At 70.9% G+C, this 14920-nt stretch carries 12 protein-coding genes; 8 read left to right on the top strand and 4 right to left on the bottom strand.

Annotated features, from left to right (window positions below; all coding sequences use genetic code 11):
* Positions 1–10 precede the first annotated feature (10 nt).
* Both mltG and AB0K36_RS27850 read right to left on the bottom strand, forming a co-directional pair.
* Positions 11–880 carry an endolytic transglycosylase MltG gene (gene mltG, locus AB0K36_RS27855; RefSeq protein ID WP_364599609.1) on the bottom strand — a complete coding sequence of 290 codons (870 nt, stop codon included), beginning with the start codon at positions 878–880 and terminating at the stop codon, positions 11–13.
* 447 nt (positions 881–1327) lie between these two features.
* The gene (locus AB0K36_RS27850; protein WP_364599607.1) at positions 1328–3136 is read right to left on the bottom strand and encodes an ABC transporter ATP-binding protein; all 1809 of its coding nucleotides are present in this window, start codon (positions 3134–3136) and stop codon (positions 1328–1330) included.
* Between the two features lie 88 nt (positions 3137–3224).
* On the opposite strand from AB0K36_RS27850, the gene AB0K36_RS27845 reads away from it, so the two are divergent.
* From AB0K36_RS27845 to AB0K36_RS27835, 3 genes are all read left to right on the top strand, one after another.
* Positions 3225–3671 (top strand): MarR family winged helix-turn-helix transcriptional regulator, encoded by a 447-nt coding sequence (locus AB0K36_RS27845; RefSeq protein WP_189469902.1) that lies wholly within the window; start codon positions 3225–3227, stop codon positions 3669–3671.
* 109 nt (positions 3672–3780) lie between these two features.
* Positions 3781–5604: an ABC transporter transmembrane domain-containing protein gene (locus AB0K36_RS27840; RefSeq protein WP_364599605.1), complete on the top strand. Its 1824-nt coding sequence runs from the start codon at positions 3781–3783 to the stop codon at positions 5602–5604.
* Entirely contained in the window at positions 5601–7382 is a 1782-nt protein-coding gene (locus AB0K36_RS27835; RefSeq protein WP_364599603.1) for an ABC transporter ATP-binding protein, read from the top strand. The genes AB0K36_RS27840 and AB0K36_RS27835 overlap by 4 nt, the downstream gene beginning before the upstream one ends.
* A 52-nt stretch (positions 7383–7434) precedes the next feature.
* Here the strand turns inward: AB0K36_RS27835 and AB0K36_RS27830 are convergent, their stop codons facing one another.
* Positions 7435–8226, bottom strand: coding sequence for a metal-dependent hydrolase (locus AB0K36_RS27830; protein ID WP_364599602.1), 792 nt, complete (start codon positions 8224–8226; stop codon positions 7435–7437).
* A gap of 71 nt (positions 8227–8297) precedes the next feature.
* Here AB0K36_RS27830 and AB0K36_RS27825 point away from each other — a divergent pair, with 71 nt between their 5' ends.
* The 4 genes from AB0K36_RS27825 (at position 8298) to AB0K36_RS27810 (ending at position 12717) form a co-directional block, all read left to right on the top strand.
* Positions 8298–10871, top strand: coding sequence for a DEAD/DEAH box helicase (locus AB0K36_RS27825; protein ID WP_364599600.1), 2574 nt, complete (start codon positions 8298–8300; stop codon positions 10869–10871).
* A gap of 15 nt (positions 10872–10886) precedes the next feature.
* Entirely contained in the window at positions 10887–11753 is an 867-nt protein-coding gene (locus tag AB0K36_RS27820; RefSeq protein WP_189469912.1) for an acyl-CoA thioesterase, read from the top strand.
* A gap of 163 nt (positions 11754–11916) precedes the next feature.
* Positions 11917–12402: a glutathione peroxidase gene (locus AB0K36_RS27815; RefSeq protein ID WP_364599598.1), complete on the top strand. Its 486-nt coding sequence runs from the start codon at positions 11917–11919 to the stop codon at positions 12400–12402.
* 48 nt (positions 12403–12450) lie between these two features.
* Positions 12451–12717 (top strand): hypothetical protein, encoded by a 267-nt coding sequence (locus AB0K36_RS27810; protein ID WP_364599596.1) that lies wholly within the window; start codon positions 12451–12453, stop codon positions 12715–12717.
* Between the two features lie 83 nt (positions 12718–12800).
* On the opposite strand, the gene AB0K36_RS27805 is transcribed toward AB0K36_RS27810, so the two are convergent.
* Positions 12801–14036 (bottom strand): acyl-CoA dehydrogenase family protein, encoded by a 1236-nt coding sequence (locus AB0K36_RS27805; RefSeq protein ID WP_189469918.1) that lies wholly within the window; start codon positions 14034–14036, stop codon positions 12801–12803.
* A gap of 165 nt (positions 14037–14201) precedes the next feature.
* Between AB0K36_RS27805 and AB0K36_RS27800 the strand changes: the two genes are divergently transcribed.
* Positions 14202–14837, top strand: a complete 636-nt coding sequence (locus AB0K36_RS27800; protein WP_189469919.1) for a TetR/AcrR family transcriptional regulator — start codon at positions 14202–14204, stop codon at positions 14835–14837.
* The last annotated feature ends 83 nt before the right edge of the window (positions 14838–14920 follow it).

Below are 14920 nucleotides of genomic sequence, written 5' to 3'. Positions count from 1 at the left end.
GTGTGCCGTCTCAGCCGTCCGTGGCACGCGCCTCCGCCCGTGCGGCGTTGAACTCCGCCACATGCCGCTGATGTTCCTCGTAGCTGCTGGTGAAGCGGGTGTCGCCCGGCTTCACCGTCACGAAGTAGAGCCAGTCACCCGGCGGCGGGGCGACCGCCGCGTGCATCGCCACCTCCCCCGGGTTGCCGATGGGTGAGGGCGGCAGCCCCTGGTTCTCATAGGTGTTGTACGGACTGCGCAGCCGGGTGTCCGCGGTCGTGGTGTCCACGGTGCTGCGGCCCAGCGCGTAGTTGATGGTCGAGTCCATCTGCAGCGGCATGCCCTGGGCGAGCCGGTTGTGGATGACGCGGGCCACCTTGCCCATGTCGTCGGCGGTGTCGGCCTCGGACTGCACGATGCTGGCGATGTTCACCGCCTGATGAAGGGTCAGGCCGTTGCGGCTGACCCCATCGGCGATGCGCCGGCTGCCGAAGCGCTGGTCGGCGGTGTTGACCATGAAGCTGAGCAGGCCCGCCGGGGTGCTGGTGGCGTCGTAGGGATAGGTGGCCGGGAAGAGGTATCCCTCCGGGTTGCCCCGGGCGTCGGCCGGGAGCTTCAGCTTCGCCGTGGCGGCCGCCTTTCCGGTGGTTCCGGGCGCGACCTCGAGGGCCTCGTCGACGGCGGCGTACACCTGGCTGGCACGCCGGCCCTCGGGAATGACGAGCTTGTGCTGCGGAGGCGGCGGCGGGCGGTGCGGCTTCTCCGGCTCCGGGGTGAGCAGCGGCACCAGGACCGCGGCCGCCGACACCGCCACGGCACCCGCCACCAGCACCAGCCGGCCTCGGCGCGTCAGACGTGGCCGGCGCCTGGACCGTCCCCACGGTGAGGGCTCGTTCGTCATACGGGCACGCTAACCCGGTCCACGGATCGATCCCGGGAGCCGGTGTCCGACGACACGGAGGCCCGTCGCCCGCCCGACCGGCACGAACAAACGAACGCTCGCGCGGTTGTTCCCCGGAACGTGTGGTCGCACGGGTTTCGCCGGCCCAACTCCCTTGCGACAGAGGATGCTTACGGTGCGCAAGCGACGGGCTGCAGACCGCGACGACTGCGCAGTCCCATCATCAGCACCATGCACGAGGAGCAAGCATCACCATGAACCTCATCACCAACCTGCTCGCCGGCGTCGTCCACTTCGTGGGTTGGCTCGTCTGAGTTCGTCCGACGGTCGTTCACGACAGGCGCCGCCGCTCCCCGTCCCACGGGAGCGGCGGCGCCGTCGTACGGGCGCGGCGCCGTCGTACGGGCGAAGGGCGAGCACCCAGGCCCTGCCGCCGCGGGACGGTGCCTAGGGCGCGGCCGGGGTCAGCTGGGCGTCCCTGCGGACGAGGGCGGCGTAGCGGCCGTCCCGCTCGAGCAGTTCGCTGTGGCTGCCGCGCTCGGCGATGCGCCCGGCGTCGAGCACGACGATCTCGTCCGCGTCCCTGACGGTGGAGAGCCGGTGGGCGATGGTGATCGTGGTGCGTCCCCGCGAGAGTGACTCGATGGCCTGCTGCACCGCGTGCTCGGTCCGTGTGTCGAGCGCGCTGGTCGCCTCGTCGAGAACCAGGACCGGCGGGTCGCGCAGGATGGTGCGGGCGAGGGCGAGCCGCTGCTTCTCGCCGCCGGAGAAGCGGTAGCCCCGCTCGCCGACCAGGGTGTCGTACCCGTCGGGGAGGGAGGCGATGTGGTCGTGGATCTGCGCGGCGCGGGCGGCGGCCTCGAGTTCCTCGTCCGTGGCGTCCGGCTTGGCGAAGCGCAGATTGTCGGCGACGGAGGCGTGAAAGAGGTACGTCTCCTGGGACACGACTCCCACGGCCTGTGCGAGCGTGTCGAAGGCCAGGTCCCGCACGTCGACACCGTCGATGGTGACCCGGCCGCCGGTGACGTCGTAAAGCCGGGGAACCAGATAGCTGAGCGTGGACTTGCCCGAGCCGGTCGGGCCGACCACCGCGAGCGAGCCGCCGGCGGGGACGGTGAGGTCGATGCCGTCAAGGGTGGGCCGCTCCTGCGCGGGGTCGTAGGAGAAGCCGACCTTCTCGAAGCGCACTTCGCCACGGACCTTGTCGAGCGCGACGGGCTCCGCGGGCTCGGTGATGTCGACGCGCAGGTCGAGGTACTCGAAGATCCGCTGGAACAGGGCGAGCGACGTCTGCATCTGCACCCCGGTGGAGAGCAGGCTCACGGCCGGCCGGAACAGGCCCTGCTGGAGCGAGACGAAGGCGACGAGCGTGCCGATGGAGATCGCGGGCCCGCCGGTCCGCAGTGCGAAGCCCGCGGCCCAGTAGATGAGGGCCGGCATGGCCGCCATGACGATGCCTATGGTCGACATCCGCCAGCGGCCGGCCATGCTCGACCGCACCTCGAGGTCGACCAGGCGCTCCGACTCCTCGGCGAAGGACCTGGTGAGGGAGTCGGCCCTGCCCATGGTGCGGCCGAGCAGAATGCCGCTGACGGACAGTGACTCGGTGACGGTCGCGGCCATCGCGGCCATCTGCTTCTGCCGTTGGGTGGTGATCTTCTTGCGCTCGCGGCCGACCCGGCGGCTGATCCAGACGAACAGCGGCAGCAGGACGAGGGAGACGACGGTGAGCCGCCAGTCCAGGGCCAGCATGGCGACGACGCTGGCGACGACCGCGGTGAGGTTGGAGACCAGGGAGGTGGCCGTCGACGTCACGGTGGCCTGCATGCCGCCGATGTCGTTGGCGATGCGCGACTGGACCTCACCGGTGCGGGTCCTCGTGAAGAAGGCGAGCGGCATCCGCTGCAACTGCGCGTAGACCCCGGTGCGCAGGTCGTGCATCACCTGCTGGCCCACCGTGGTGGAGATCAGCGTCTGGAGCACACCGAAGACGCTGGTCATCACGGCGGTGGCGATCATGCCGAGGGCGAGCAGGCTGAGGAGCCCGGTGCGGCCCTGCGGGATCGCGGTGTCGAGGATCTCGCGCAGCAGGAACGGCGAGGCGACCGAGACCAGCGACGAGGCGCCGACGAGCAGGCCCACGACGACGAGCCGGCCGCGGTAGGGCCGGAAGAGCCGCAGGATCCGCCGCACCTCGGCGGGCGGTTGGTCCGGATCCTTGGGCGGTGGTGTCCAGGAGGTGTGTTCGAGCCGCAATGGTCTCCTCAGGAAGGGATGCGATGTGAGAGCCTAGCCCATTGTTACCTATACTCACAATGAACAAGGTCCTGATATTGTTCCCGGCATGAGCACCCCCGACGCCGACGGCCTGCTCGCCGAGCAGCTGCTCCGGCTCACCCGCCGGCTCCACCGCAGCCAGAAGCGCCAGCTCCAGTCGGCGGACATAGCGATCACCCCGGCCCAGTCCCGACTGCTGCGCACCGTCGCGCATTACGAAGAGCCGCCCCGTATGGCGGATCTGGCGGAGCGTCTCGAGGTGGTCCCCCGTGCCGTCACGAGCCTGGTCGACGGCCTGGAGGCAGGCGGCCGGGTCCGCCGGGTGCCCGACCCGGCCAACCGCCGGGTGACCCGCATCGAGTTGACCGACACGGGCCGCGCCACGCTGCGCGCCCTGCGCGACGCGCGCCGCGCCGCGGCGGAGGACGTGCTCGCCCCCCTCACCACGGAGCAGCGCGAGACCCTCGCCGGCCTGCTGTCCGCCCTGGTCGACAGCCCAGGGCCGCACTGCTGACCGACCAGGACCGGAGCCCGGACCGCCGGGAATAAATCGTTTGCTGCCGCCCGTCCCAGGGCGGGAGGCTGGCAGATCTGTGCCGACCTTCCGAACGATCTGGGACATCATGCAGATTCGCGACCTTCCGTATGTCGATCCTGGTCTCCCGGACGTCCGGTCGGGGCCGGGATTCCTCCTCTGGCTCGGACGCCGGCAACTGCGCGGCCAACTCCGTTCGCTGTCTTGGGGAATGCTGCACTTCGTGTCCGTCATGGCGCTTCCCTACGGGGTCGGCAGGGCTGTCCAGGCGGTCGTGGAGAAGTCCGGCAGTGCCCTCGCCGTGGCGGGCGCGCTGCTCGCCGTCTCCGCCGTCTGCATCGCCGTCGGCGACACCATGCTGCACCGCACGGCCGTCACCAACTGGATCACCGCCGCGGCGCGCGTCCAGCAGCTCCTGATCCGCAAGACCTCCGAACTGGGCTCCGCGCTCACCCGGCGGGTCGCGGCCGGCGAAGTGGTCGCCGTGTCCACCGGCGACGTCGAGAAGATCGGCTGGTTCGTCGAAGCCGTCTCCCGTTTCCTCGCCGCCGCCCTCACCGTCGTGCTGGTCTGTGTCGGCCTGCTGATCTACCAGCCGGCCCTCGGCGTCCTCGTGGCCGTCGGCGTACCGGTGCTCGCCCTCGGCGTCCTGCCGCTGCTCCCCCGGGCCACCCGTCTCGCGGACGTGCAGCGGGAGAAGGCGGGCCGCGCCACGGAGCTCGCCTCCGACACGGTCGCCGGCCTGCGGGTCCTCCGCGGCATCGGCGGCGAGGAGCTCTTCCTGAAGCGCTACCGACACGCCTCCCAGGAGGTCCGCGCCGCCGCCGTCCGCAGCGCCCGGATGTGGTCGGCCATCTCCGCCGTACAGGTGCTGCTTCCGGGCCTGCTGCTGATCTCGGTCGTCTGGTACGGCCTCGGGCTCGTCGGCGACGGACGGATCACCGTGGGCGAACTGGTCACCGTGTACAGCGCGGTGATGCTGCTGAGCTACCCGCTCCGCCACTTCGAGGAGATCGCCATGGCGTACTCCTTCTCCCGCCCCTCCGCGCGCCGCGCGGCCCGGGTGCTGTCACTCGAGCGGAGCGCCCGGCAGGACACCTCCGCGGACGACGCACGCGAGCTGACCGGCGATCTGTACGACCCGGCCACCGGCCTGCTCGCACCGGCCGGAACGCTCACCGCCGTCGTCTGCGGCGATCCGGACGCGGCGGGACAGCTCGCCGAACGGCTCGGCGGCCACCCGGCGGAACCGGACGGCCTGCCCTCCGTGCTCCTCGGCGGCGTCGCGCTGGACGGCCGGCCGCTCGAAGAGGCCCGCGGCGCGGTGCTCGTCCAGGACAAGGACCCGGTGCTGCTCTCCGGCACCCTCACGGAACTGCTCGACGTACCGGCGTCCGGGGAGGTCGCCGCGGAGCGGGCGCTGACCGCGGCGGAGTGCGGTGACGTGCTCGACGCGCTGGCGCAGGCGTCCCTCGACAACGACCCCATGAACGCGCCCATCACCGAACGCGGGCGCTCGCTGTCCGGCGGCCAGCGGCAGCGGCTCGCGCTGGCGCGTTCGCTGGTCACCGACCCCGAGGTGCTGGTGCTCGACGAGCCGACGTCGGCCGTCGACTCGCACACTGAGGCGCGGATCGCGGACGGCGTGCGCAAGCTCCGCGCGGGCCGCACGACGGTCCTGTTCACGTCCTCACCGCTGCTGCTCGACCGCGCCGAGCGGGTCGTCCTGGTCCACGACGGCGAGGTCGTGGCGGTCGGCGCGCACCGCGAACTGCTGCGCACGGAGCCCCGCTACCGCGCGGTCGTGACCCGGGAGACCGACACGGAGCAGCGCCTCGTCGCGGCCCCGCGCGGCCCGGTCGGGGCACAGCTCACCAAGGCCGGCACCGAAGACATCGAGGAGACAGCATGATCGGCCTGGCGCCCCCGGAGTACGATCCGGCGGCCCTCCGCACGGCGACCACCCTGCCGGTGGGCACGCCGGCCACCGTGCGCGCGTACGTGAGCGAGCTGCTGCGGCGGCACCGCGGCGCCTTCGCGCTCCTCGTCACCGTCAACACGGTCGCCGTCGTCGCCTCGATGGCGGGTCCGTGGCTCCTCGGTTCGCTCGTGGAGAAGGCGGCGGACGGGGCACGCGACCTGCACCTGGAACGCACGGCCGCCCTGTTCGCGGCCGCCCTCGTCGTCCAGGCGGTCTTCGTGCGGCTGGTGCGGCTGCGCGGGGCGATGCTGGGCGAGCGGATGCTCGCCGACCTGCGCGAGGACTTCCTCGTCCGCTCGGTCGGGCTCCCCCCGGGCGTGCTCGAACGCGCCGGGACGGGCGACCTGCTGTCCCGTATCACCACGGACGTCGACCGTCTGGCCAACGCCATGCGTGAGGCCGTGCCGCAGCTGACGATCGGCGTCTTCTGGATCGTGCTGCTCCTCGGCGGGCTCACCGTGACCGCTCCGCCGCTCGCGCCCGCCGTGCTGGTGGCGGTGCCGTTGCTGGTCGTCGGCTGCCGCTGGTACTTCAGGCGCGCGCCGTCGGCGTACCGCTCGGAGGCCGCCGGATACGCGGCCGTGGCGGCCGTGCTGGCGGAGACCGTCGACGCCGGCCGCACCGTGGAGTCGCACCGGCTCGGGGCGCGCCGGGTGGCGCTCTCCGACCGGCGGATCAAGGAGTGGACGTCCTGGGAGCGGTACACCCTCTACCTGCGGTCCGTCCTCTTCCCCGTCATCAACCTCACCCACGCGACCGTGCTCACCTCCGTGCTGATGATCGGCGGTGTGTTCGTACTGCAGGGGTGGATCGGGATCGGCCAGCTGACCACCGGCGCGCTGATCGCCCAGATGATGGTCGACCCGGTGAACCTGATCCTGCGCTGGTACGACGAGCTCCAGGTGGCGCAGGTGTCCTTGGCGCGGCTGGTGGGCGTGCGGGAGATCGAACCGGAGGCGGGCGACGACCGGTTGCGGCCCGACGGCCGGGACGTGCGCGCCGACAGGGTGCATTTCGGTTACCGCGAGGGCGTCGACGTGCTGCACAAGGTCTCGATGGAGGTGCCGCCCGGCACCCGGATGGCGCTGGTCGGCCCGTCCGGCGCCGGCAAGTCGACCCTGGGCCGGCTGCTCGCGGGCATCTACGCACCGCGCAGCGGCCATGTCACGCTCGGCGCGGCCGAGTTGTCCGGCATGCCGGCCGAGCGGGTGCGGGAGCACGTGGCGCTCGTCAACCAGGAGCACCACGTCTTCGTCGGCTCGTTGCGGGACAACCTGCTCCTCGCCCGCTCGTCCGCCGGGGACGCGGAGCTGTGGGCCGCGCTGGGCGCGGTGGACGCGGACGGCTGGGCGCGGGCGCTGGACGACGGTCTGGACACCGAGGTGGGTTCCGGCGGACTCTCGCTGACCCCGGCACAGGCGCAGCAGATCGCGCTGGCCCGCCTTGTCCTCGCGGACCCGCACACGCTGGTGCTGGACGAGGCCACCTCGCTGCTGGACCCGCGGGCGGCCCGCCACCTGGAGCGCTCGCTGTCACGTGTCCTGGACGGCCGCACGGTCGTCGCCATCGCGCACCGGCTGCACACCGCGCACGACGCGGACGTGATCGCGGTGGTCGAGGAGGGCCGGATCAGCGAGCTCGGCAGTCACGACGAGCTCGTGTCGGCGAACGGCGCGTACGCGGCGCTCTGGCGCTCCTGGCACGGGTAGCCCCGGTCCCGGCCCCCGCCCGTCACCGCGCGGGGGCCGGCCGACGAGCCTGTCAGATGAAGTTCAGCGCGGCCGCCCCGCCGACTCCGCCCAGCAGCATGAACGCCGGCATCAGCACCTTCAGCTCGACCCAGCTCCCGGCACGGAAGCGCATCGGCTTCGGTGGGCCCACCGCGTACCAGCGCTTGTTGCCGACCGGGATCGGCCACAGGATCGGGCAGCCGGAGACGGTGAGGGCGTCACCGATGTCGTGGACGAGGGCGCCGAGGACGATCGGCAGGCCCAGCCACAGGTACTCCTGGCCGGGTGCGGTGAACAGCCAGTCCGCGCCGTTGCCGGGCTTGTCCAGGACGCCCGCGAGGATCCAGGCGCTGGTGGCGCCCAGCAGCCAGACCAGGATGTCGCTGGAGACCCGGGCGGCCCGCCACAGCAGGCCCTCCACGGCCAGCACCATGTGGACGAACAAGATCGCGAGGACGGCCCACCGGCCGCCGAAGATCGCCAGCGCGGAGGCACCCGCGCCGATGAGGACCGCCCACAGCCAGGTATGCGTCAGCGTCCGGTGCCCGCCGGTCCTGCGCTTGTCACCCTGCTTCCGTGTCGCCTTGTAGACGGCGTACGACAGCTTGTCGACGATCTCGCACAGCCCGCGTGACACGGGCCCGAAGGCCCGCGAGATCGTCGCCGCCTTGTGATCCAGATCGGGCGCCAGCGCCGCGCCCGCGCAGATCAGCGCTCCGACGACGAGGACGGGCCACGGCATCGGGTGGCCCGCGGCGGCCGTCGCCGCTCCCACCCCCAGCCAGGCGGCCGCCCCGGACAGAGAGTGCGCCGGTCCCATCATGTGCGTTCCCGCCCCATCGTCGCCCCATCGCTCTTGTGCGTGACCCCAGTTGACAGGGCAGCGTATCGGTCATGATCTTGCCGCTCACGGCCGGTTCCCTGATCCGGCTCGGGGACAGGCAAGATGGGGGTGTGACCCTTATCGATCAGCTGCCTTCAGACGCCGACCCCGATGCCCTGTACGAAGCCTTCTCCTCCTGGGCGGAGGGCCAGGGCATCACGCTCTATCCGGCTCAGGAGGAGGCGCTGATCGAGGTGGTCTCCGGGGCGAACGTGATCCTTTCGACCCCTACCGGCTCCGGGAAGAGCCTGGTCGCGGCGGCCGCGCACTTCGCGGCACTGGCGAACGACCAGGTCACTTTCTACACGGCGCCGATCAAGGCCCTCGTCTCGGAGAAGTTCTTCGACCTGTGCAAGCTGTTCGGCACGGAGAACGTGGGCATGCTGACCGGCGACGCGTCCGTGAACGCCGACGCGCCGGTCATCTGCTGCACGGCGGAGGTGCTGGCCTCGATCGCCCTGCGCGACGGAAAGCACGCCGACGTCGGCCAGGTCGTGATGGACGAGTTCCATTTCTATGCCGAGCCGGACCGCGGCTGGGCCTGGCAGATCCCGATCCTGGAGCTGCCGCAGGCCCAGTTCGTCCTGATGTCGGCGACCCTCGGTGACGTCTCGATGTTCGAGAAGGACCTGACCCGCCGCACCGGCCGCCCCACCACCGTCGTCCGGTCGGCGACCCGGCCGGTGCCGCTCTCGTACGAGTACCGGCTGACGCCGATCACGGAGACGCTGACCGAGCTGCTCGAGACGAAGCAGGCACCCGTCTACATCGTGCACTTCACCCAGGCGCAGGCCGTGGAGCGCGCCCAGTCGCTGATGAGCATCAACATGTGCTCGCGCGAGGAGAAGGACAAGATCGCCGACCTGATCGGCAGTTTCCGGTTCACCACCAAGTTCGGAAAGAACCTGTCCCGTTATGTCCGGCACGGCATCGGTGTGCATCACGCGGGCATGCTGCCCAAGTACCGGCGGCTGGTGGAGAAGCTGGCCCAGGCCGGCCTGCTGAAGGTCATCTGCGGCACCGACACGCTCGGCGTCGGCGTCAACGTCCCCATCCGCACGGTGCTGTTCACGGCGCTCACCAAGTACGACGGCAGCCGGGTGCGGACACTGCGGGCGCGTGAGTTCCACCAGATCGCCGGGCGAGCGGGCCGGGCCGGCTTCGACACCGCGGGCCTGGTCGTCGCGCAGGCGCCCGAGCACGTCATCGAGAACGAGAAGGCGCTCGCGAAGGCCGGCGACGACCCCAAGAAGCGCCGCAAGGTCGTCAGGAAGAAGGCTCCGGAGGGCTTCGTCGCCTGGTCGGACAGCACGTTCGAGAAGCTGATCGCGTCCGAGCCCGAGCCGCTGACCTCCCGCTTCCGCGTCACCAACATCATGCTCCTCTCGGTGATCGCCCGGCCGGGCAACGCGTTCGAGGCCATGCGCCGGCTGCTCGAGGACAACCACGAGCCCCGCAAGGCCCAGTTGCGTCACATCCGCAGGGCCATCGCCATCTACCGTTCGCTGCTCGACGGCGGAGTGGTGGAACAGCTGGACACCCCCGACGCGGAGGGCCGCACCGTCCGGCTCACCGTCGACCTCCAGCAGGACTTCGCGCTCAACCAGCCGCTGTCGACGTTCGCCCTCGCCGCCTTCGACCTGCTCGACCCCCAGTCCCCTTCCTACGCGCTGGACATGGTCTCCGTCGTCGAGTCGACGCTGGACGATCCGCGTCAGATCCTCGCCGCCATGCAGAACAAGGCGCGCGGTGAGGCCGTCGGCAAGATGAAGGCGGACGGCATCGAGTACGAGGAGCGCATGGAGCGGCTCCAGGAGATCTCGTACCCGAAGCCGCTGGAGGAGCTCCTGTGGCACGCCTACAACGTCTACAAGAAGTCGCACCCGTGGGTCGGCGACCACCCGGTGTCGCCGAAGTCCGTCATCCGTGACATGTACGAACGGGCGCTGACGTTCACCGAGTTCACCTCCTGGTACGAGCTGGCCCGCACCGAGGGCATCGTGCTGCGCTATCTGGCGAGCGCGTACAAGGCGCTCGACCACACCATCCCGGACGATCTGAAGACGGAGGACCTCGAGGACCTCATCGCCTGGCTCGGCGAGATGGTCCGCCAGGTCGACTCCAGCCTGCTCGACGAGTGGGAGCAGCTGGCGAATCCCGAGGTGGAGACCGCCGAGGAGGCGCAGGAGAAGGCCGACCAGGTCAAGCCGGTCACGGCCAACGCCCGCGCGTTCCGGGTGCTCGTGCGCAACGCGATGTTCCGCCGGGTGGAACTGGCCGCCCTGGACCGGGTCGGTGAACTGGGCGAGATGGACGCCGAGTCGGGCTGGGACGCGGACGCCTGGGGCGAGGCGATGGACGGGTACTGGGACGAGTACGACGATCTGGGCACCGGCCCCGACGCACGCGGTCCGAAGCTCCTGGCCATCGAGGAGGACGCGGCGCACGGCCTGTGGCGCGTACGGCAGACCTTCGCCGACCCGAACGGCGACCATGACTGGGGTATCAGCGCGGAGGTCGATCTGGCGGCCTCCGACGAAGAGGGCCGGGCGGTCGTGCGGGTCACGTCCGTCGGCCGGCTCTGACAGGGAGAACTGAGGATGACGAATCCGGCCGAGCGTCTGGTCGATCTGCTCGATCTGGAACGGATCGAGGTCAACATCTTCCGGGGACTCAGCCCGAACGAGTCCCTGCAGCGCGTCTTCGGCGGTCAGGTGGCCGGTCAGGCCCTGGTCGCCGCGGGCAGGACCACGGACGGCGAGCGTCCGGTCCATTCGCTGCACGCCTACTTCCTGCGGCCGGGGCGCCCCGGGGTGCCGATCGTGTACCAGGTCGAACGGGTCCGGGACGGCCGCTCGTTCACCACCCGCCGGGTCACGGCCGTGCAGGAGGGGCGCACCATCTTCAACCTGACGGCGTCCTTCCACCGCCCCGAGCCGGGCAGCATCGAGCACCAGCTGCCGCCGCGTCTCGACTTCCCGGATCCCGAGTCGCTGCCGACGGTGACGACCGAGATCCGGGAGCATCTGGGCGAGCTGCCGGAGGCGCTGGAGCGGATGGCCAGGCGCCAGCCGTTCGACATCCGCTATGTCGACCGGCTGCGCTGGACGGCGGACGAGATCAAGGACGCCGACCCGCGCAGCGCGGTCTGGATGCGCGCGGTGGGCCCTCTGGGCGACGATCCGCTGGTGCACACCTGCGCGCTGACGTACGCGAGCGACATGACGCTGCTGGACGCGGTGCGGATCCCGGTGGAGCCGCTGTGGGGCCCCCGCGGCTTCGACATGGCGTCGCTGGACCACGCGATGTGGTTCCACCGTCCGTTCCGCGCGGACGAGTGGTTCCTCTACGACCAGGAGTCGCCGATCTCGACGGGCGGCCGCGGGCTCGCCCGTGGCCGGATCTACGACCGCGAGGGCCGGCTGCTGGTGTCGGTGGTGCAGGAGGGGCTGTTCCGGCCGGTGTAGCCGGCCGCCCGGCGGCGCTCCTCCGGGTACGGGGAAGATCGCCGTACCCGGCGGCGTTGCCCATGTGACGCCCGTGCTCCGTCACGGGCGCACCCGTGTTTTCATCGGTCGTCCACCGGTGCGGCCGTCCGGCCGCCCGCCGGCGACCCTGTGAGGAGCTTCGATGACTCTGTACGACATCCCGCTGCGCACCCTGTCCGGCGAGGCGACCTCGCTCGGCGACTACCGGGACCAGGCCGTCCTGGTGGTCAATGTGGCCTCCAAGTGCGGGCTGACCCCGCAGTACGCGGGCCTGGAGCGGCTGCAGAAGGAATACGGCGACCGGGGCTTCACGGTGCTGGGCGTGCCGTGCAACCAGTTCGGCGGCCAGGAGCCGGGCAGCCCGGAGGAGATCGCCACGTTCTGTTCGGCGACGTACGGCGTGTCCTTCCCCATGCTGGAGAAGACGGAGGTGAACGGCGAGGGCCGTCACCCCCTGTACGCGGAGCTGACGCAGGTCGCGGACGCCGACGGCGAGGCCGGCGACGTCCAGTGGAACTTCGAGAAGTTCCTGATCTCCCCGAAGGGCGAGGTCACCCGTTTCCGTCCCGGCACCGAGCCGGAGTCCCCCGAGGTGCTGGCGGCCGTCGAGGCAGTACTGTCTGCCTGACGTCGCGGGGTGCGACGTTTCCAACTGCCTTTCCCGGGGGGGGATCCGGTGGGGAACAAACGCGGGGACGACGATGCCACGTGGCCGATCGGCGTCGGCTTCGTCGGCGGGGTGCTCGGTCTGGCGCTGGGCGTCTGGGCCGCCTATGAGGCGTTCGTGGGCGGCACGCTGCCGCTGATCGGCTATGAGATGCCGCACGAGTCCTTCGTGCTCGGGATCGTCCTGGGGGTGGTGGTCTCGCCCGTGCTGTTCAAGCTCGGTTTCGTGGTGCTGCTGCTGCCCTCGCTGCTGATCGAGAAGCTCACACGGCGCTGAAGGCGGCAGACACACAGAAACCCGGCACGCGGAAGGCTCCGGCGCCCCGTAGGGGAGCCGGAGCCTTCGTCGTGTGCGCCGGGTCAGCGGATCGGCATGCCCGACAGGGTGCGGGCGATCACCAGTCGCTGTATCTCGCTGGTGCCCTCGAAGATCGTGTAGATCGCCGCGTCGCGGTGCATGCGCTCCACCGGGTACTCGCGGGTGAAGCCGTTGCCGCCGAGGATCTGGATCGCCTGGGCGGTGACCTTCTTGGCGGTCTCGCTGGCGAACAGCTTCGACATGGAGCCCTCCGCCGAGGTGAACGGCTTGCCGGTGGTCGCCATCCACGAGGCACGCCACACGAGCAGGCGGGCGGCGTCGATCCGGGTGCGCATGTCGGCCAGTTGGAAGGCGATGCCCTGGTTGTCGATGATCGGGCGGCCGAACTGCTCGCGGGTCTTCGCGTAGTCGAGCGCGACCTCGTACGCGGCGCGGGCGGTGCCGACGGCCATGGCCCCGACCGCGGGACGGGAGGCCTCGAAGGTGGCCATCGCCGCGTTCTTCACCCGCTCGCCGGCGCCGCCTGCCGTGCGGGCCTTCTCCCGGGCCCGGGCGAGCCGCTCGTCCAGCTTCTCCTTGCCGCCGAGCAGGCAGCCACCGGGAACGCGGACGTCCTCGAGGACGACCTCCGCCGTGTGCGAGGCGCGGATGCCGTGCTTCTTGAACTTCTGCCCCTGGGACAGGCCGGGAGTGTTCGGCGGCACGATGAACGAGGCGTGGCCCTTCGAGCCGAGCTCGGGATCGACGACGGCGACGACGACATGGACGTTGGCGATACCGCCGTTGGTCGCCCAGGTCTTGGTGCCGTTGAGCACCCACTCGTCCTTCGCCTCGTCGTACACGGCGCGGGTGCGCATGGAGGCGACGTCGGAGCCGGCGTCCGGCTCCGAGGAGCAGAAGGCGGCGACCTTCACATCGTTCGCGTCGCCGTACATCTGCGGGATCCAGGTGCCGATCTGCTCCTCCGTACCGTTGGCGAGGACGCCCACGGCGGCGAGCCCGGTGCCGACGATGGAGAGCGCGATACCCGCGTCGCCCCAGAACAGCTCCTCCATCGCCATCGGGATGCCGAGTCCGGTGGGGTCGAAGAACTGCTGGGCGTAGAAGTCGAGGGAGTAGATTCCGAGCTTGGCCGCCTCCTGGATGACGGGCCAGGGGGTCTCCTCACGCTCGTCCCACTCGGCGGCGGCGGGTCGCATGACGTCCTTGGCGAAACCGTTGAGCCAGTCTCGGACCTGCTTCTGATCCTCGTTGAGGTCGAGCGTGAACTCGGTCATGTCCCCTCCAGAACACTTACGACAACCCGCATGTTACCAGCGGTAACGGCAGTCTGTTACCGACGGGTAGCCCCTGTCAACCAGCCATGGCCCGATCATGTGACCATTGCGGCAGGGTGTTACTTTGCGCAAGCGTCACGCAATCGTCCGGGCGGGGAGAAACACATGGAGACCACACAACACCAGCGGTCGGCCGACCAGCGGCGCCGCGAACTCCTCGAGGCCGCCGACCGGGTGGTGCTCCGGGACGGGCCCCACGCCTCCATGAACGCCATCGCCGCCGAGGCGGGCATCACCAAGCCCATCCTCTACCGGCACTTCGGCGACAAGGGCGGCCTCTACCGGGCGCTGGCCAAGCGCCACACCGACGCGCTGCTGAGAGCGCTTCAGGTGGCCGTGGACGCGGACGTCGACCGCAGGGAGCGGGTCGCCGGCACGCTCGACACGTATCTCGCCGCCATCGAGGCCCGGCCCCAGGTGTACCGCTTCCTGATGCACCCGGCGGAGGACAGCCAGCCCTCGGAAGCCGGCTTCGACGTGGGCCGCCACTCGGCGCCGCTGCTGCGACGCCTCGGCGAGGAGCTCGGCACGGTCATCGCCGACCGCGTCGACCTGGGCCCCGGCGGAGACCTGGTGGCCCGCGTGTGGGGCCACGGCATCGTCGGCATGATGCACGCGGCGGGCGACTGGTGGCTCGGCGAACGGCCGTGCTCGCGGGCGGAGTTGGTCGCCAGCCTGACGGACCTTCTGTGCGGCCGCCTCTTCCAGGTCCAGGACCGCGCGGACGGCCCGGGCTTCTGACCGACCGCTGCGGGGGCGCTACCGGGGGCTCCGCCCCCGGACCCCCGCGCCTCAAACTCCCCCTACGGCCTGGCGGCCGTGGG

The organism is Streptomyces kurssanovii, assembly GCF_040677245.1.
Classification (GTDB): domain Bacteria; phylum Actinomycetota; class Actinomycetes; order Streptomycetales; family Streptomycetaceae; genus Streptomyces; species Streptomyces kurssanovii.
The sequence above is the reverse complement of the archived record's forward strand: the minus strand, read 5'-3'. Positions and strand labels throughout refer to the sequence as shown.